Origin of the sequence: Fredinandcohnia onubensis, from assembly GCF_002734215.1 — a bacterium.
Taxonomy (GTDB): domain Bacteria; phylum Bacillota; class Bacilli; order Bacillales; family Bacillaceae_L; genus Ferdinandcohnia; species Ferdinandcohnia onubensis.
In genome coordinates this window covers 1-19333 of the sequence record NZ_NSEB01000016.1, presented here as the reverse complement: position 1 = coordinate 19333, position 19333 = coordinate 1, and the positions used below count along the sequence as shown (strand labels likewise).

General features: G+C 38.9%; 18 protein-coding genes and 2 tRNA genes. 18 read left to right on the top strand and 2 right to left on the bottom strand.

Annotated elements, in window-relative coordinates:
• Positions 1–19 precede the first annotated feature (19 nt).
• The gene (locus tag CKK03_RS19160; RefSeq protein ID WP_099353507.1) at positions 20–448 is read left to right on the top strand and encodes a S1 domain-containing RNA-binding protein; all 429 of its coding nucleotides are present in this window, start codon (positions 20–22) and stop codon (positions 446–448) included.
• Between the two features lie 160 nt (positions 449–608).
• On the opposite strand, the gene CKK03_RS19155 is transcribed toward CKK03_RS19160, so the two are convergent.
• A tRNA-Glu gene (locus tag CKK03_RS19155) sits at positions 609–680 on the bottom strand.
• 9 nt (positions 681–689) lie between these two features.
• A tRNA-Met gene (locus CKK03_RS19150) sits at positions 690–766 on the bottom strand.
• A gap of 496 nt (positions 767–1262) precedes the next feature.
• Between CKK03_RS19150 and spoIIE the strand changes: the two genes are divergently transcribed.
• From spoIIE to lysS, 17 genes are all read left to right on the top strand, one after another.
• Positions 1263–3749, top strand: coding sequence for a stage II sporulation protein E (gene spoIIE / locus CKK03_RS19145; RefSeq protein ID WP_099364132.1), 2487 nt, complete (start codon positions 1263–1265; stop codon positions 3747–3749).
• Positions 3750–3827: 78 nt separating this feature from the next.
• The gene (locus tag CKK03_RS19140; RefSeq protein WP_099353505.1) at positions 3828–4568 is read left to right on the top strand and encodes a vWA domain-containing protein; all 741 of its coding nucleotides are present in this window, start codon (positions 3828–3830) and stop codon (positions 4566–4568) included.
• On the top strand, positions 4534–5562 hold the full coding sequence (prkT, locus tag CKK03_RS19135) for a serine/threonine protein kinase PrkT (RefSeq protein WP_099364131.1): 1029 nt from the start codon (positions 4534–4536) through the stop codon (positions 5560–5562). Before CKK03_RS19140 ends, prkT begins: the two co-directional genes overlap by 35 nt.
• 63 nt (positions 5563–5625) lie before the next feature.
• Positions 5626–7017 (top strand): tRNA lysidine(34) synthetase TilS, encoded by a 1392-nt coding sequence (tilS, locus tag CKK03_RS19130; protein ID WP_099364130.1) that lies wholly within the window; start codon positions 5626–5628, stop codon positions 7015–7017.
• 19 nt (positions 7018–7036) lie between these two features.
• The gene (gene hpt, locus CKK03_RS19125; protein WP_099353502.1) at positions 7037–7576 is read left to right on the top strand and encodes a hypoxanthine phosphoribosyltransferase; all 540 of its coding nucleotides are present in this window, start codon (positions 7037–7039) and stop codon (positions 7574–7576) included.
• A 126-nt stretch (positions 7577–7702) separates the two neighbouring features.
• The gene (ftsH, locus tag CKK03_RS19120) at positions 7703–9643 is read left to right on the top strand and encodes an ATP-dependent zinc metalloprotease FtsH (protein WP_099364129.1); all 1941 of its coding nucleotides are present in this window, start codon (positions 7703–7705) and stop codon (positions 9641–9643) included.
• 143 nt (positions 9644–9786) lie between these two features.
• On the top strand, positions 9787–10563 hold the full coding sequence (locus tag CKK03_RS19115; protein ID WP_099364128.1) for a type III pantothenate kinase: 777 nt from the start codon (positions 9787–9789) through the stop codon (positions 10561–10563).
• A 36-nt stretch (positions 10564–10599) separates the two neighbouring features.
• Positions 10600–11478: an Hsp33 family molecular chaperone HslO gene (gene hslO, locus CKK03_RS19110; RefSeq protein WP_099364127.1), complete on the top strand. Its 879-nt coding sequence runs from the start codon at positions 10600–10602 to the stop codon at positions 11476–11478.
• A 19-nt stretch (positions 11479–11497) separates the two neighbouring features.
• On the top strand, positions 11498–12409 hold the full coding sequence (locus CKK03_RS19105) for a peptidyl-prolyl cis-trans isomerase (protein ID WP_099364126.1): 912 nt from the start codon (positions 11498–11500) through the stop codon (positions 12407–12409).
• A 293-nt stretch (positions 12410–12702) separates the two neighbouring features.
• On the top strand, positions 12703–13632 hold the full coding sequence (gene cysK, locus CKK03_RS19100; protein WP_099364125.1) for a cysteine synthase A: 930 nt from the start codon (positions 12703–12705) through the stop codon (positions 13630–13632).
• Between the two features lie 181 nt (positions 13633–13813).
• Positions 13814–14410 carry an aminodeoxychorismate/anthranilate synthase component II gene (gene pabA, locus CKK03_RS19095; RefSeq protein WP_099364124.1) on the top strand — a complete coding sequence of 199 codons (597 nt, stop codon included), beginning with the start codon at positions 13814–13816 and terminating at the stop codon, positions 14408–14410.
• A gap of 88 nt (positions 14411–14498) precedes the next feature.
• On the top strand, positions 14499–15341 hold the full coding sequence (gene folP, locus CKK03_RS19090) for a dihydropteroate synthase (protein ID WP_099364123.1): 843 nt from the start codon (positions 14499–14501) through the stop codon (positions 15339–15341).
• Positions 15342–15346: 5 nt separating this feature from the next.
• Positions 15347–15709 (top strand): dihydroneopterin aldolase, encoded by a 363-nt coding sequence (gene folB, locus CKK03_RS19085; RefSeq protein WP_099364122.1) that lies wholly within the window; start codon positions 15347–15349, stop codon positions 15707–15709.
• Complete coding sequence (gene folK / locus CKK03_RS19080) at positions 15709–16233, top strand: 2-amino-4-hydroxy-6-hydroxymethyldihydropteridine diphosphokinase (protein WP_099364121.1); 525 nt, start codon at positions 15709–15711, stop codon at positions 16231–16233. The genes folB and folK overlap by 1 nt, the downstream gene beginning before the upstream one ends.
• Positions 16185–16397: a helix-turn-helix domain-containing protein gene (locus CKK03_RS19075; RefSeq protein ID WP_099364120.1), complete on the top strand. Its 213-nt coding sequence runs from the start codon at positions 16185–16187 to the stop codon at positions 16395–16397. Before folK ends, CKK03_RS19075 begins: the two co-directional genes overlap by 49 nt.
• 33 nt (positions 16398–16430) lie before the next feature.
• Positions 16431–17432, top strand: a complete 1002-nt coding sequence (gene dusB, locus CKK03_RS19070) for a tRNA dihydrouridine synthase DusB (RefSeq protein WP_099364119.1) — start codon at positions 16431–16433, stop codon at positions 17430–17432.
• A 144-nt stretch (positions 17433–17576) separates the two neighbouring features.
• Positions 17577–19067: a lysine--tRNA ligase gene (gene lysS / locus CKK03_RS19065; protein ID WP_180271315.1), complete on the top strand. Its 1491-nt coding sequence runs from the start codon at positions 17577–17579 to the stop codon at positions 19065–19067.
• Positions 19068–19333 lie beyond the last annotated feature (266 nt).

Here is a 19333-nt window from a genome sequence, read left to right as displayed (position 1 = left end):
AAGGAGGAGCATTTTTTTTATGTCAATCGAAGTAGGCAGCAAGGTTCAAGGGAAGGTAACAGGAATTACGAATTTTGGAGCGTTTGTGGAGCTGCCAGAAGGCTCAACTGGTCTTGTCCATATTAGTGAAGTCGCTGACAATTATGTTAAAGACATTAATGAGCATTTAAAAGTTGGTGACCAAGTAGAGGTCAAGGTAATAAATGTTGAGAAAGATGGAAAGATTGGATTATCTATTAAAAAGGCTAAAGAGAATCCGAATCCACAACCACAGCGTCCACGTCACAATGGTCCACGTAATAACCGAAACGACCAACGTAATAACATTAAAACTGAAAGCTTTGAACAAAAAATGAATCGCTTTCTAAAAGACAGTGAAGATCGTCTATCTTCCTTAAAGCGTAACACCGAGTCAAAACGAGGTGGACGTGGAGCGAGAAGAGGATAACCTGCTGCTGTAGCTCTAAATATAAATTTAAAAGCACCCAACTTGGGTGCTTTTTGTATGCCATTATTTAAAAGGAAATAGAGCTTTTCAGAAATGCTGCCATTACAACTTATAAAATAAAAACAAAAAAACAGTGTGAAAATCTCACACTGTTTTTAGATGACCCGTACGGGATTCGAACCCGTGTTACCGCCGTGAAAGGGCGGTGTCTTAACCGCTTGACCAACGGGCCTAACTATTATGGTAGCGGCGGAGGGGATCGAACCCCCGACCTCACGGGTATGAACCGTACGCTCTAGCCAGCTGAGCTACACCGCCATAGGATAAATGAGTACTGCATTAGTATATTTTCTAAACTAGGTTAATATGTTCCTTCCTCTTCTAGCAAATTCGAGGATGATTGATGCGTCGGAACAACTCGCAGATGATTCATGGAAGTTTTGCTCGTCGCTCTAGCCAGCTGAGCTACACCGCCATGGATAAATTTAAAAAATACATAAGTTCGACAAACTCTGTCTCGAACTCTAGTAAGTAAGCACAAGTTATATAATACCTTCTGTCTATTCATTCGTCAATATTTTTTGTGTTGAAGGAAAATAATACAAAAATTCGCACAATGCAAACGATATTCTATGAAATTCTCCGCAAACGGATTAAATTACACTCCTATAATTCGTCATATGACATTTATTTTGTTGGAATACTGGACAAGCAGTCGAATGTTTTTTCATTTTGCTCCTGTTGTTTTGACAAAATACGTATCTCTGCAACTGTATAATAACAGACAACTATTAAATACGGGGAGTGTTTGTAAATGGAAAGAATAGAGAGGAATTTAAGTGCGCCCATCACAGATGTAGCCATTGAAAAAACGCAGGATACTGTGTCTAAATGGTTTCAGCGTTTTCAAGCCAAACTTATAAATCTATTTCTACTAAAAGGGCTTTTACTAGTAGTAGTCGGGTTTTTATTAGGACGAGCTCTTATCCTGAATGAATTAACCCCCTTCGCATTACCGTTTTTCGCAGCGGTCTTCATGATGAAAAAGGGGAAGGCGGGCATAGCAATGGCGGCCGTTATCGCGGGATCGTTTACCCTTTCAGCTGATGTAACTGTTTTTACATTTCTATCCATTGTCTCTTTTCTTGTAATCTATAAGGTTCTTCAGAGGTTTAAGGTGGATTTGATTAAAGCATTGCCAACACTTGTGTTAATTTCATCTGCAATAACTAAGGTGGGAATTCTTTATCTTACACAAGGTACAATCACAATACATGATGGGGTAATGATCGGTGTTGGTTCGGGTCTAGCCTTTATATTAACCTTAATATTTCTGCAAAGCGTACCATTATTAACAGAGAAACGAAGGAGACAGTCGTTTAAAACGGAAGAAGTCATTTGTTTGATTATTTTAATTGCCTCTGTGTTAACAGGAACAATGGGCTGGCTCGTATATGAGATGTCCATTTCAAATATTCTTTCAAGGTATGTCGTCCTCTTGTTTGCATTTGTAGCAGGAGCGACTATTGGTTCAACTGTAGGGGTTGTAACTGGTCTTATTTTAAGCCTAGCTAATGTGACGAGCTTGTACCAAATGAGTCTTCTCGCTTTTTCAGGTTTGCTAGGTGGCCTCTTAAAAGAAGGAAAAAAAGCTGGAGTGGCACTTGGGTTGATTGTAGGAACGCTCTTAATTGGCCTTTACGGAGAAGGTGCGAGTCATATTATTCCTACTTTATATGAATCTGGTGTTGCAATTCTTCTATTTTTACTAACGCCTAAAGGTTTAATAAGCAAAGTGGCAAAGAATATTCCAGGTACACCTGAACATAGTGCAGAACAACAGCAATACCTTCGTAAAATCCGTGATGTAACAGCACATCGCGTTTCGCAATTTTCAACTGTGTTTGAAGCTTTATCAAATAGTTTTTCAGAATATGGATATCCCGTTGACGATGAGGATAAGGACCGCGAAGTCGATCTATTTCTAAGTAATGTAACGGAAAAAACGTGCCAATCGTGTTTCAAAAAGGAGGCGTGCTGGTCCAAGAACTTTAATAAAACATATGACTACATGAAGGATATTATGCATGGTTGTGAAACAAATTCTCTCATATATAATCACAAGCTTACGAGAGACTGGGAAAAGCATTGTGTACGATCGAAAAAAGTAATTGAAGCAGTCGAGCAGGAATTTACGTATTATCAAGCAAATCAAAAGCTTAAGAAACAAGTAAAGGAGAGTAGAAAACTAGTAGCCGATCAATTATTAGGTGTCTCTCAGGTAATGAGTGATTTTGCCAAGGAGATTCAACGCGAGGGTGAAAACCATCATTTATTAGAGGAGCAAATACTCGATGCATTACAGTCATTTGGAATTCAAATAGGACATGTAGAGATATATAGTGTGGAACAAGGAAATGTAGATATTGAATTAAGTATTCCATATTGCAATGGAAGTGGGGAGTGTGAAAAATTAATTGCACCAATGTTATCCGATATTCTTGAAGAAACCATTCTCGTAAAAAGGGAGGAATGCTCAGTTTATCCAAACGGATATTGTCATGTAACCCTAGGCTCAGCAAAGGCTTATGTCATTGATACAGGTGTTGCCCACGCTGCCAAGGGTGGAGGACTTGTATCGGGCGACAGCTATTCAACAATTGAGTTAGGGGTTGGGAAACATGCGGTTGCCATCAGTGATGGAATGGGCAATGGTGAACGTGCTCATTACGAAAGCAATGAAACCTTGGAGCTATTAAAGAAGATCCTTCAATCTGGTATTGAAGAAAAAGTTGCGATTAAATCAGTCAACTCAATACTCTCATTACGAACAACAGATGAGATATTCTCAACACTAGATTTAGCGGTTATTGATCTACAAGACGCAAGTGCGAAGTTCTTAAAAATCGGTTCGACGCCAAGTTATATTAAGAGAGGAGACAAAATTAGTAAAATACAGGCAAGTAATCTACCAATGGGAATCATTGAGGACTTTGAAGTGGAGGTAGTTGATGAACAATTAAAGGCTGGGGACCTATTAATCATGATGAGCGATGGCATTTTTGAAGGTCCAAAGCATGTTGAAAATCATGATATGTGGATGAAGCGCAAGATAAAAGAAATCCAAACGAATGATCCGCAAGAGATTGCAGATTTGATTATGGAGGAGGTAATCCGCACAAGATCAGGGCAAATTGAAGATGATATGACGATTGTTGTGACAAAGATTAAACATAATACACCAAAATGGGCAGCAATCCCTGCGTATGCGTACCAGAAAACAAAGAGTAAGGCGATTTGATTCTATCGAAAGGGGTTTAAAAGACTATTATTTTGTCCATCCTGTTACTAACTTTAAATCAGTTGGAGGGGATGGAACGTGCAAAAAGGCACATTGAAGCAAATTCTATTAATTACGGATGGTTGTTCGAACCAAGGGGAAGATCCGATTGCAATGGCTGCTCTTGCTAGAGAGCAAGGAATTACGATTAATGTTATTGGGGTTGTAGAGCAGGATACGATTGATGAACAAGGAATGCAGGAAATAGAAGGAATGGCAACTGCTGGTGGAGGCGTAAGCCAAATCGTTTATTCCACTCAGTTATCACAAACTGTTCAAATGGTGACAAAACAAGCGATGACTCAAACCCTACAAGGGGTGGTCAACAAGGAGCTTCAGCAAATCCTTGGATCGAAAACATCAATGGAGGACCTTCCGCCAGAGAAACGTGGAGAAGTAATGGAGGTAGTTGATGAGCTTGGTGAAACGGTTGATTTAGAGGTTTTAGTTTTAGTGGATACGAGTGCAAGTATGAAGCACAAGTTGCCAACAGTTAAAGAAGCCTTACTAGATCTCTCTATTAGTCTAAATTCGAGAATGGGAGACAATCAATTTTCAGTGTTTGTATTTCCTGGGAAAAAAGTCGAAGTCGAAAGGGTATTAGATTGGACGCCAAGACTAGAATCCTTATCTAGTATTTTTCCAAAGCTAACAACCGGTGGAATCACGCCAACTGGTCCAGCGATTCGTGAAGCACTTACCCACTTCAAGAAAAAAAGATCATTAAGGAGCTTGTTGTCTCGTGATGATGAACAATACTACGAAGAGTCAGGTATGTAAGGTTTCCCCTGGTACTGTTATCACTGGAAAATGGCATAAAAAATCATATCGTATTGTGAGACCTTTAGGACAAGGCGCCAATGGTATTGTCTATTTAGCGGAAAGTATGAATGGCCCTGTGGCTTTAAAAATAAGTGAAAATGGCGTGACAATTACGTCAGAGGTGAATGTACTTAAACACTTTTCAAAGGTCCAAGGCTCTGCCCTTGGACCTTCTTTTATAGATGTAGATGATTGGATTAGACCGGGTGTCACTAGCCCAATCTCCTTTTATGTAATGGAATATATTCGTGGAGAAAGCTTTTTGTCTTTCATTGAAAAAAGAGGCAAAGAATGGACTGGAATCCTATGTTTGCAGTTATTAGCTGATTTAGACAGACTCCATCAGGAAGGGTGGGTATTCGGCGACTTAAAACCTGATAATCTACTTGTTACTGGAAACCCTCCTAAAATACGATGTATCGACGTTGGTGGAACAACTGTACAAGGTAGAGCTATTAAGGAGTTTACCGAGTTTTTTGACCGTGGATATTGGGGAGCGGGCTCGAGAAAAGCAGAACCTTCCTATGATCTATTTGCAGTTGCGATGATTATGGTTAATACAGCCTATCCGAACCGATTTACTAGAACAGACCAACCCGTAAAACAACTGAAATCAATCATTGCTAATACGGAGTCTCTACGAAAAATAGATACCGTCCTTTATCAAGCGATTGATGGAAAATATCTGCGCGCGCAAGACATGAGAAAAGATCTAGTCATAAAGTTAAGCCAAGCTAATAAGGATCAACCTTCTGTCCAAAAAACACGGGCAGCAAGAAAGCCACAAACGAAGACTAAACCAACAAGAAGTAAACAATCCAGTCCAAATCTATCGAGGGTAAATAAACAACCGACGCCCAAAAAACAAAAGGGCGGTGTTCTTGAAACGGTATTGTTGCTTCTCTTTGTATCACTCGGGTATCTACTTTATCTGTATGGACAAGTTCTGTAAAAATGTTTTGGAAAGTGATACGATAAACGTATTCTTTAGTCCATAAAAAGGATTGGTCCAACAATGATTGAAAAAGTAAACCAGTTTATTGAGAAACATGAATTAATAAAGAAGGACTCAACAATAATAGTAGGGGTATCCGGTGGTCCGGATTCCCTTGCTTTACTGCATTATTTGTATCATCATCAAAAGGATTTATATTCAACACTTATTGCTGCCCATGTTGACCATATGTTTAGAGGGAAAGAATCAGAGGAGGATTTATTATACGTAAAGGGATTTTGTGAGGAGTATCAAATTCCTTTTGAATCGATCCAATTCGATGTCACATCCTATAAAAAGAAACAAAATTTAAGCTCTCAAGTAGCAGCTAGAGAAATACGGTATCGTTTTTTTGATGAATTGATGAGAAAATATCAAGCAGATCATTTAGCCCTTGGACATCATGGGGATGATCAAGTTGAAACGATTTTAATGAGGTTGGTAAGAGGCAGTAAAGGAATCGGATATGCAGGTATACAAATAAACCGACCGTTTTCATGCGGAGCGATTATTCGTCCATTTTTAGCAGTAACAAGAGACGAAATTGAAGAGTATTGCCTAGAAATGAATCTTATGCCGAGACGCGATCCCTCAAATGAAAAGGACGACTATGTACGAAACCGATTTAGACATCATGTTCTTCCATTTTTAAAACAGGAAAATCCTGCGGTGCATGAACATTTTTTGCGATTTAGTCAATACATCAAAGAGGATAATCAGGTTTTAGATGAATTAACAAGTGAGAAAATGAATAAAGTAATGAAAAGGAATGAAGGTAACGAAATCGAGATTGAAATATCTACCTTTTTAGCAATGCCAAAATCTTTACAAAGAAGAGGGATTCAACTAATATTAAACTATCTCTACAAAGAACTTCCTCCTTCTCTTTCTGCCATACATATCGACAATTTGTTAACCTTCTTGGAGAATAACCATCCATCCGGAGAATTGCATTTTCCTTCGGGGTTACGAATTGTAAAATCTTATGATAGTTGTACATATACTTATACGGATTATAAGGATAACGTAAGCCCCTATCGATTCCAGATTGATTCACCTGGGCTTTATAAACTTGAAGATGGTAGTGAGATAAAGAGTCAAGTGTGGAGGAACTATCCTAGAAGCTTGGTCGGAAATGACTGTTTCGTCATCGATCCGGACAATATCCAATTGCCCATTTATGTCCGTACGAGAAAAAACGGAGATAAAATGACGCTAAAAGGAATGAATGGTTCTAAAAAAGTGAAGGATATCTTCATCGATGAAAAAATACCCCTTCACCGGCGTAATCTCTGGCCGATAGTCGAGGATGAACAAGGAGAGATTTTGTGGCTTCCAGGATTGAAAAAGTCATCACATGAAGCAACATGTAAAACAAAATCACACTATATCGTACTACAATACACGCAATGATTTTAGGGGGCTTTAAAGAATGAAGCAGGATATTGAGAAGGTTTTATTTTCTGAGGAAGAATTACAGCAAAAAATTAAAGAATTAGGTAATACTTTAACAGAGGACTATAAGGATAAATTTCCTTTAGCCATTGGAATACTAAAAGGAGCTATGCCTTTTATGGGCGATCTGTTAAAAAGGGTAGATACATACTTAGAAATGGATTTTATGGATGTGTCAAGCTACGGAAACTCAACCGTATCTTCTGGTGAGGTAAAAATCATTAAGGACTTGGATACTTCTGTAGAGGGAAGAGATATCCTAGTAATTGAAGATATTATCGATAGTGGTCTAACACTAAGTTATATCGTTGAATTATTCCGTTATCGCAAGGCGAAATCCATTAAAATTGTGACACTTTTGGATAAGCCTACTGGAAGAAAGGCCGATATTAATGCGGACTATGTTGGGTTTATTGTTCCCGATGAGTTTGTTGTCGGATACGGTCTCGACTATGCTGAGAAATACCGCAATCTGCCATATATCGGAGTTTTAAAACCTGAGGTCTATTCAAAATAAGTTTTTTGTGGAAAAACTTATACTTTTTTGAAACCTATTGGCAGGTTAAACGTAAATCATTTGAATAGCAATTATTATCTATGATACTATTTACTATAGTTTGTTCACCGCGGGAGGAGGTAAGGGATGAATCGGATTTTTAGAAACGTCATATTCTATTTACTCATATTTTTAGTCATAATCGGAGTGGTTAGCTTCTTCCAAGGAGCCAATGGCCAGCCTGAAGTGATGAAATATGGAAAGTTTGTTGAACATCTCGAAACTGGAGATGTAAAAAATATCACGGTACAACCCGAAAGAGGCGTCTTTGAAGTAAGAGGCCAATTAAATGGCTACAAAGAGGATCAATATTTTGTAACGAATATTATCGGAAGCCAAAAAGAAGTAGATCGGATTTATGAAGCTGCGAAGAACGCAGACGTAGATATCCTTAAAGCGAAGGAAACAAGTGGTTGGGTAACCTTCTTTACGTCGATTATCCCATTTGTTATCATCTTTATTTTATTCTTCTTCCTACTTAACCAAGCCCAAGGCGGCGGCAGTAGGGTTATGAACTTCGGTAAGAGTAAAGCGAAGTTATATAGCGAAGAAAAGAAAAAGGTTAGATTTAAAGATGTTGCAGGTGCGGACGAAGAGAAGCAAGAGCTTATTGAAGTAGTTGAGTTTTTGAAGGACCCACGCAAATTTGCTGATCTAGGTGCAAGAATTCCAAAAGGGATCCTCCTTGTTGGACCTCCTGGAACAGGTAAAACATTGCTTGCTCGTGCGGCTGCTGGTGAAGCGGGAGTTCCATTCTTCTCTATCAGTGGTTCGGATTTCGTTGAAATGTTCGTAGGGGTTGGTGCTTCACGTGTACGTGACTTATTTGAAAATGCTAAGAAAAATGCGCCATGTATCATTTTTATAGATGAAATTGATGCAGTTGGACGTCAGCGTGGTGCTGGTCTTGGTGGCGGTCATGATGAGCGTGAGCAAACCTTAAACCAATTACTAGTTGAGATGGACGGATTTGGTGCAAACGAAGGTATCATCATCGTTGCAGCAACAAACCGCCCAGACATTCTAGATCCTGCCCTTCTACGTCCAGGACGTTTTGACCGTCAAATTACAGTTGACCGTCCGGATGTTAAAGGAAGAGAAGCGGTTTTACGAGTTCATGCTCGTAATAAGCCCTTTGATGAATCGGTTGATCTAAAAGCTATCGCTGCAAGAACTCCAGGATTCTCAGGTGCAGACCTAGAAAACTTACTTAATGAAGCAGCACTCGTTGCTGCTCGACAAAACAAGAAGAAAATCGATATGACGGACCTTGATGAAGCGTCAGACCGCGTAATTGCAGGTCCAGCGAAAAAGAACCGTGTCATTTCGAAAAAAGAACGCAATATCGTAGCGTTCCACGAAGCGGGACATACCGTTATTGGAATGGTGCTTGATGAAGCGGATATGGTTCACAAGGTAACAATCGTGCCTCGTGGTCAAGCCGGCGGTTATGCAGTAATGCTTCCTAAGGAAGACCGTTACTTCATGACAAAACCTGAATTGTTAGATAAAATCACAGGTCTATTAGGTGGTCGTGTAGCAGAAGAAATTACATTTGGAGAAGTGAGTACAGGTGCTCATAATGACTTCCAACGTGCTACAGGTATTGCTCGTAAAATGGTTACCGAATATGGAATGAGTGAAAAGTTAGGTCCTCTTCAATTTGGTCAAGCGCAGGGTGGTCAAGTGTTCTTAGGACGCGATATCCACAATGAGCAAAACTATAGTGATGCTATTGCACACGAAATTGATCTTGAGATTCAACGCTTCATTAAGGAAAGCTACGAGAAAGCTCGCCAAATCCTTACAGAACATCAAGATAAACTTAAGCTTATCGCAGAAACATTACTTGAGGTTGAAACTTTAGATGCTGCCCAAATTAAGAGCTTATTCGAAGAAGGTAAATTACCTGACCGACCAGTAGCGCTTGAAGAAGCAGACAAACCGAAAGAAGATGTAAAAGTTACAATTAACTCTAAAAAAGAGAATGATGTAACTGAAGGCGAAAACAAGAATAAAGAAGAGTAAAGTAAGAGGTGTCTACAACAAAATTGTAGACACCTTTTTGTTTTCATGTAAACCCTCGACTGAGTAAAGTTAATTGTGGAATACTAAAAAGCAGGTGTGGTATGATGTTTGCAAAGTCATACGTTATATGTTGGGGGTACTTCATGATTTTTGTTTTTGATGTGGGAAACACGAATATGGTTTTAGGGGTATTTGAAAGTAATGTATTAAAACATCACTGGAGAATTGAAACAAGTCGAAACAAAACAGAAGATGAATATGGACTTGTTATCAAGTCATTATTAGAACATGAAGGATTAACCTTCAAAGATATTAAGGGCATTATCATGTCCTCAGTCGTTCCACCGATTATGTTTGCTTTGGAACGTATGTGCCTAAAGTATTTTGGAATAAAGCCAATGGTGGTCGGACCAGGTATTAAGACAGGCCTAAACATAAAATATGATAACCCGAAGGAAGTAGGTGCTGACAGAATCGTCAATGCTGTTGCAGGAATTCATTTACATGGAAGTCCACTCATCATTGTTGATTTCGGTACAGCCACAACTTACTGCTACATAAATGAGAAGAAGCAATACATGGGTGGAGCGATTGCACCCGGAATAGCCATTTCAACAGAGGCTTTATATTCAAGGGCTGCTAAGTTGCCAAGAATAGAAATTGCACGTCCAGAAGGTGTGATTGGAAGAAACACGGTAAGTGCGATGCAAGCAGGTATATTATTTGGTTACGTTGGTCAGGTTGAAGGTATAGTAGCCCGCATCAAAGCACAGGCAATTGAAAAACCAAAAGTAATTGCGACCGGTGGACTAGCTGCACTAATCGCTGCAGAATCAAATACGATTGATGAGGTTGACCCATTTTTAACATTAAAAGGCTTGCACCTTATCTATCAACGCAATACGGAAGCAAAAGGCTGATTACATCAACGAACAACATGAAAAGGAGAAAAAACAATGAGTGATTATTTGATTAAGGCATTAGCCTATGATGGACAGGTTCGCGCATATGCGATAGATTCAACAGAAACAGTTGCTGAGGCTCAAAGACGCCATTATACATGGCCGACTGCGTCTGCAGCACTTGGAAGAACGATGACAGCAGGGGTTATGTTAGGAGCCACTCTAAAGGGTGAAGTCAAGCTGACGATTAAAGTTGAGGGTGGAGGGCCAATTGGAATTATCCTTGTCGATACAAATGCGAAAGGTGAAGTAAGAGGATATGTAACAAATCCACAAACGCATTTTGACTTAAATGAGCATGGGAAACTGGATGTAAGAAGAGCTGTTGGAACAGAGGGTACGTTAACAGTTGTTAAGGATATTGGCATGAGGGATCAATTTTCCGGTCAAGTTCCAATTGTATCAGGAGAATTAGGTGAGGATTTTACCTATTACCTCGTTACTTCTGAGCAGACTCCTTCATCAGTTGGAGTAGGGGTTTTAGTGAATCCAGATAATTCAATTTTAGCTGCTGGAGGCTTCCTCATTCAGCTTATGCCAGGAACTGATGAGGTTACCATTTCTCGAATTGAAAAAAGGCTACAAGAAATAGAACCAATTTCAAAGATGATTGAAAAGGGACTAACACCAGAGGATATCTTAGCAGAGATTATTGGCATAGAACACCTTGAAATTCTTGATAAGATGCCAGTATCCTTTGTTTGCCCTTGCTCAAAAGAACGTATTGAACGTGCGATTATCAGCCTTGGCACAGATGAAATCGAGGCAATGATTGAAGAAGATGGTAAAGCAGAGGCACAATGTCATTTTTGTAATGAAAAGTATCATTTTTCAAAAGATGAGTTAATAGAATTAAAAAACCAAGCAAAGTAAGGTAATGGGAGATGGGAAGATGAATCAAAAGATATTGTGGTCAATTATTGCTGCTCTCGTTATCACAAACTGTTTGTCGATTGTTTACTTTACAGCAGCTAAACCGGAGGAAAAAACGGTTAAGGCATCAAAAGCTGTTGTCGCAAGCGGTGAAGAAGAAGTAGTTGCTACAATTGGGGATATAACCATAACAAGACAACAATGGTTAAATGAACTTGAAGGTCGATACGGGAAACAAATTTTAGAAGAGATGATTGATGAAGAAGTTGTTCGTCAAATGGCCGAAAAGCATCATATTACCTTATCTGAAGATGCGATTGATCGTGAATTAACGTTAATAAAGACGATGTATAACACGATTGACAATGAAAAAATAAATGACGAGCACTGGAAAGAACAAATTGAGTTAAGCATTTTACTAGAAGAACTTTTAACAAAGGATGCTGTTATTTCCGAAGAGGAAATGAAACATTTTTATAAGGAAAATAAGCATTTATACGAAATTCCAAAATCATATCACCTTTCCCATATTGTTGTGAAAACAAAGGAAACGGCGGAACAGGTACGGGATGAATTAAAAAATGGTTCGAGCTTTTCTGCACTTGCAATGGAAAAATCAATTGATGAGTTTTCGGCAAATCGTGGCGGTGAACTTGGATATGTAAATGCGGATAATGGGTATGCACCAGACACCTATTTAGAAGTTGCTGAGAATCTGAATCCAAATGAGTGGAGTGAACCGATCCAAGTAGAGGATGGTTATGCGGTGGTTATCCTTCATGAGGTAATTGATGAAGTAACCTTTTCCTATGAAGATGTTAAGGATCAAATCAAGCGCCAAATCGCGATTGACCAGATGAATGGAACAATCTCTGTAGAGCCCTTTTGGAAAGAACTTAATGTGAAGTGGTTCTTTGAAAAACAACAGTAATTTAATTAGTTGAAACCCAACTAATTAAGTTAGAGCCTCCGGCGGATGCCACAGATTTTCAATGGTAGTTTTTCGATCGGTATGATCAAAGACTAAGAACGCCACATCGTGTGGCAACGTCTTTATGACCCACTTCGTGTGGGTCTAAAATCTGGGCGCAAATACGCCAAGGCGTATTTGATTCAGTAGGAAAAATTCACAAACTGCAAGTGGCAAATTCATTGACTTTTACGGTTGGGGTTGTTAAATTGTAGATAAAACCAATAAAAATAGTAGGGATTGAGGGTGGAATCATGACAAGAGTAGCAAATTCAATCTATGAGTTAATCGGTCAAACACCAGTTGTAAAGCTTAACCACTTAGTTGATGAAGATAGTGCTGATGTTTATGTGAAGCTTGAGTTCTTTAACCCAGGTAGCAGTGTAAAAGATAGAATTGCTTTAGCGATGATTGAAGCAGCAGAGAAAAAAGGGGAATTAAAACCTGGTGACACAATTATTGAGCCAACTAGTGGAAACACTGGTATCGGTTTAGCAATGGTTGCAGCTGCTAAAGGTTTAAAGGCAATCCTAGTAATGCCTGATACAATGAGTATGGAGCGTCGTAATCTTTTACGTGCATATGGAGCGGAGCTTGTTTTAACACCAGGTGCTGAAGGAATGAAAGGTGCTGTTAACAAGGCAGAAGAGCTTGTTAAAGAACATGGCTATTTCATGGCACAACAATTTGATAATGAAGCAAACCCTGAAATTCACCGTTTAACGACTGGTAAAGAAATTGTTGAGCAAATGGGTGACCAATTAGATGCGTTTGTATCGGGTATTGGTACAGGTGGAACAATTACTGGAGCAGGTTCGGTTTTAAAAGAGAAATATCCAAACATCCATATTGTTGCAGTAGAACCAGCTGACTCTGCCATTCTTTCTGGTGGAAAACCGGGTCCTCACAAAATCCAGGGAATAGGTGCAAACTTTGTACCGAGCGTTTTAAACACTGAAATATATGATGAAGTGTTTACAGTTAAAAATGAAGAAGCAATCGAATATGCACGCCGTACAGGTCAAGAGGAAGGATTCCTTGTAGGTATTTCTTCTGGCGCGGCTATCTTTGCTGCACTCCAAGTTGCGAAAAAATTAGGTAAAGGCAAGAAAGTACTTGCAATTGTCCCTGACAATGGTGAGCGTTACTTAAGTACTGTTCTTTATCAATTTGATGAGCAATAAGTAAAGAGGTTTGTCAACATATAAAAGAGTCTATCCTTATAGGATTAGACTCTTTTTTCAATTCAATGGTGTACCAGTAATCGTATATCATGTAAAATATAAAAATAGACGATCTATAGATGTTAACACAGAGCTGAGTGAAGTAGAGTTTTAAAAAAATAAGAGTATGAGGTGAGCTAAGATGATCGTAATGATTGATAATTATGACTCGTTTACATTTAATTTAGTGCAGTATGTGGGAGAATTAGGAGAAGAGATTATCGTCAAAAGAAACGATGAAATCAAAGTCCAGGAAATAGAAGGTTTATCCCCCGATTTAATTATGATTTCCCCTGGGCCTTGTACACCGAATGAGGCAGGAATTAGTCTTGAGACAATCTCTCATTTTGCAGGGCGTATACCGATTTTTGGTGTTTGCCTTGGTCATCAATCGATTGCCCAATCGTTTGGTGGAGATGTAATAAAAGCCCAAAGGCTTATGCATGGCAAAACATCCGAAATTATTCATGATGGTAAAACTATCTTTTCAGGACTTGAGCAGCCTTTTACAGCTACTCGATATCATTCCCTAATCGTTAAAAAGGAAACAATTCCTGCGTGTTTTGAAATATCAGCTGAAACAGCAGAGGGTGAAATCATGGCCATCCGTCACAAGGAGTATCCAATCGAGGGTGTCCAATTTCATCCAGAGTCCATAATGACTAATGCTGGGAAGCAACTGATTGAAAATGTAATTAAACAATTCATCAGTAATAAAAGTGAGGTAGGAACAAACTAAAAAAATCAGAGTGCCTGTTTTAAGTACATATATTCTATTTTCAAAACAGGCTTATATTGTATAAACGAATAACAAAGGAGTTTGAGAAATGGGCCAAAGCAGAGCAAGCAGACCAACACTAACATGTGGTCCTTATCAATTAGACTTTTCGAAAAAAACGATGATCATGGGAATTCTAAATATCACACCTGATTCATTTTCAGATGGTGGTTCCTATATTGACCTAGATGCCGCTATTCGGCACGCAAAAGAAATGGTCGAGAATGGTGCAGATATTATTGATGTTGGTGGTGAATCGACAAGGCCTGGACATGAAAGAATTTCTGATGAAGAAGAGATTGCTAGAGTGGTTCCAATCATTAAGGCGTTGGTAAAGGAAGTTCACGTACCTATTTCGATTGATACCTACAAGTCTGAAGTAGCAAAGCAGGCAATTGAAGCTGGAGCGCATATTATTAATGATATTTGGGGGGCAAAAGCAGACCCTAAAATGGCAGAAGTGGCGGCAACCTATCAAGTGCCGATTATTCTCATGCATAACCGAGACAATAAAGACTATAAAAAACTTATTGATGATATGATCGTCGATTTAAAAGAAAGCATTGAAATTGTAAAAGCTGCGGGTGTGAAGGACGAGAATATTATCATAGACCCGGGAGTAGGCTTTGCAAAAACTTTTGAAGGAAATATTGAAACGATTCGTCAACTAGACCGGTTTTCTGACTTAGGTTACCCAATCCTATTAGGAACATCAAGGAAGTCCTTTATTGGAAAAATTTTCGATTTGCCACCAAAGGAACGTGATGAAGCAACTGGTGCAACGACTTGCCTCGGTATCCAAAAGGGCTGTGATATCGTCCGTGTACACAATGTGAGGGTGAATGCTAGACTTGCTAAAATGATGGATGTCCTTGTTGGTAAAGGGGAATAACGATAATGGATAAAATTTATGTGAACCAAATGCAATTTTATGGCTATCATGGCGTTTTCCCGGAAGAAACAAAGCTAGGACAACGCTTCTTCGTGGACCTCATGGTAGAAGTGGATGTTAAACAAGCGGGTGAAACGGATAATTTAAGTTACTCGGTTCACTATGGGGAGCTTTACAACCTATGTAAGGAAATTGTAGAGGGAAAACCGTACAAGTTGCTTGAGGCAGTAGCTGAAAAAATGGCTACCGCTATTTTAGCTCAATTTCCATTGGTCTCTAGTTGCACAATAAAAGTAATCAAGCCTGACCCACCAATACCAGGACAGCTTCAATCAGTAGCGGTAGAGATCACGAGGAGTCGAAGGTAGTGAATAATTCAGCTTATATCGCCTTAGGTACAAATATAGGTAACCGGGAGTCTTATTTACATTCAGCATTAAAAGCTATCCAAGAAAAAAAGATAGCGATTATTGGTTTTTCATCAATTTATGAAACAGATCCCGTTGGTTATGAGGATCAAGACCGATTCTTAAATATGGTAATTAAAGTAAATACGGATTTACAACCATTGGATTTACTAGAGGTTTTGCAGGGTATAGAGCTTGAATCTGGTAGGGAAAGGAAAATAAGGTGGGGGCCTCGAACACTCGACCTTGACATTTTGCTGTTTAATCAAGAAAATATTGAAACAGAGCGTCTTATTGTTCCCCACCCCCGAATGACAGAACGAGCATTTGTTATGGTACCATTAGCTGAAATAGACCAGGATATAGAAATTCCGGCAGAAACGAAACCAATATCCTTACTACTAGACGAATTACAAGACAGAGAAGGTGTGCGTATATGGAAGCGGAGAAATGGGGAAGACGTATTCGTGCTTTTCGAAAATTAAAAGGGTATACCCAAGAGAGTTTGGCAAAAGACCTCGGGGTATCGGTGTCTCTTATTGGAGAAGTAGAGCGGGGAACACGGATGCCAAGCAAGATATTTTTACAAGAGGTTGCAGATATATTAAAAGTGCCACTTGATGACTTACGTCCAAAAGAGGTTGATTAAATAGTGTCAGAAATAGAAGGAAGGAGGGTTACCGTGTTAAAAATAGGCAATATCGAAATGAAGAACCAAGTTGTTCTTGCACCGATGGCTGGGGTGTGTAACTCTGCATTCCGTCTAACTGTTAAGGAATTTGGTGCCGGATTAGTTTGTGCGGAAATGGTAAGTGATAAAGCAATTCTCTATAAAAATGCTAGAACAATGGGAATGCTTTATATAGATGAACGTGAAAAGCCACTTAGCCTTCAAATTTTTGGAGGAGAAAAAGAAACATTAGTTGAAGCGGCTAAGTTTGTTGATAAAAATACAACTGCGGATATTATTGATATTAACATGGGATGCCCTGTACCAAAAATTACGAAATGTGATGCAGGGGCAAAGTGGCTTTTAGATCCTAATAAGATTTATGAGATGGTTTCAGCAGTAGTTGATGCAGTTGACAAACCAGTTACTGTAAAAATGCGGATGGGCTGGGACGAAGACCATATTTTTGCCATTCAAAATGCCCAAGCGGTAGAACGTGCTGGTGGTCAAGCAGTAGCCATGCATGGAAGAACTCGTGTTCAAATGTACGAAGGGTTTGCGAACTGGGATATTATTAAACAAGTAAAAGAATCGGTAAACATCCCTGTTATCGGAAATGGTGATGTTAAAACACCACAGGATGCAAGACGTATGCTTGATGAAACCGGCTGTGACGGTGTAATGATTGGCCGTGCAGCACTAGGAAACCCATGGATGATTTATCAAACAGTTAAATATTTAGAATCTGGTGAACTAATTGAAGAACCAAGCGTAAGGGAAAAAATTGATGTATCAATTCTTCATTTAGATCGTTTAATTAACTTAAAGAATGAAAACATTGCGGTAAGGGAATTCAGAAAGCATGCAGCGTGGTATCTAAAAGGAATCCGCGGAAATGCAATAGTGCGTAATGATGTCAACAACTGCAATACACGAGAAGAATTAGTGTCAGCTTTACAAAGCTTCGTTGAAGAAGTAGAAAAAAAGCAAGAAAACAATGCTAAGGTTGTTTGACATCAATAGTTCCCTACACTATAATACCCGTAAGCAACCCACTGCCAGTTAATTACTGGCAGTTTTTCTGCTTTACGTTTATATTGGAATAGGACAAGTTATATATTTACGGTTTTTCATAGATGAGTGACAAAATAGGAGTTGATGGAAATGAATCATGAGGAATTAAATGACCAATTGATTGTCAGAAGAGAAAAGCTACATACATTGCGTGAAATGGGAGTAGACCCTTTCGGTAAGAGATTTGAAAGAACCCATAGCACACGTGAGTTAATCGACTTATACGATGGATTTACAAAAGAGCAATTAGATGAAAAAGAAATCACGGTTACCATTGCTGGTCGTATTATGACAAAGCGTGGTAAAGGGAAGGCTGGATTTACCCATATTCAAGATTTAACTAGTCAAATCCAACTATATGTACGTCTAGATGCAGTTGGGGAAGAACAATATGAGATATTTAATATTGCCGACCTAGGAGATATTGTCGGAGTAACTGGTACGGTATTCAAAACAAAAGTAGGGGAGCTTTCTATTAAAGTTTCTTCATTTGAACTTTTATCAAAAGCATTACGTCCACTACCAGATAAGTTCCATGGTCTAAAGGACGTAGAGCAGCGCTATCGTCAGCGCTATTTAGACTTAATCATGAGTCCGGAAAGCAAAGAAACGTTTATTACACGCAGTAAAATCATCCGAGCGATGAGACGCTATCTGGACGACCATGGTTACCTGGAAGTTGAAACACCAATGATGCATTCCATCCCTGGTGGAGCATCGGCAAAGCCGTTCATTACTCATCATAATGCGTTAGATATCCCATTATATATGCGTATTGCGATTGAGTTACACCTAAAGCGCCTTATCGTTGGTGGCTTAGAAAAAGTATATGAAATCGGCCGGGTATTCCGTAATGAAGGTGTATCAACACGCCATAACCCTGAATTCACAATGATTGAACTTTACGAAGCTTATGCAGACTATAAAGACATCATGAGCTTAACGGAAAACCTAGTAGCTCATATTGCCCAAGAGGTACTAGGAACTACAACCGTAACCTATGGTGAATATGAGATTGACTTAAAGCCAGAGTGGAAACGACTCCACATGGTAGATGCTATTAAAGAATATGTAGGCGTAGATTTCTGGAAGGAAATGAGTGTAGAAGAAGCAAGACAGCTTGCAAAGGAACATAATGTTGAAATCAATGACAATATGCAGTACGGTCATATTGTTAACGAGTTCTTTGAGCAAAAAATCGAAGAGAAGCTCATCCAACCAACATTTATCTATGGACATCCAGTAGAGATTTCGCCATTAGCGAAGAAGAATCCTGAAGATCCTAGATTCACAGATCGTTTCGAGCTATTTATTGTTGCTAGAGAACATGCTAATGCCTTCACAGAATTAAATGATCCGATTGATCAACGTCAAAGATTTGAAGCTCAACTGAAAGAAAGAGAGCAAGGAAATGACGAAGCGCATATGATGGATGAAGATTTCGTAGAAGCGTTAGAATATGGATTACCACCAACAGGTGGATTAGGAATTGGTATAGATAGACTCGTTATGCTATTAACTAACTCTCCTTCAATAAGGGATGTATTACTATTCCCGCAAATGCGTCATAAATAATTTGAGTAATAGAGTGGATATCCACTCTATTTTTTTATGGATTCAATCGAAAAACTTTATTAGTATAATTTTTTTATCAAAAAGGGTTGCCTTAAAAGTTCAGAGGTGGTATATTATAAATCTGCCGCCGAGATGCGGTGTTGAAATAAAAAAAGATAAAAAAAGTTGTTGACTATCAAAATTATAAATGATATTATAATAAAGTTGCTTCAAGAGAGCAACGATAGCGAAACTTTAAAAAGTTCTTTGAAAACTGAACACAATAC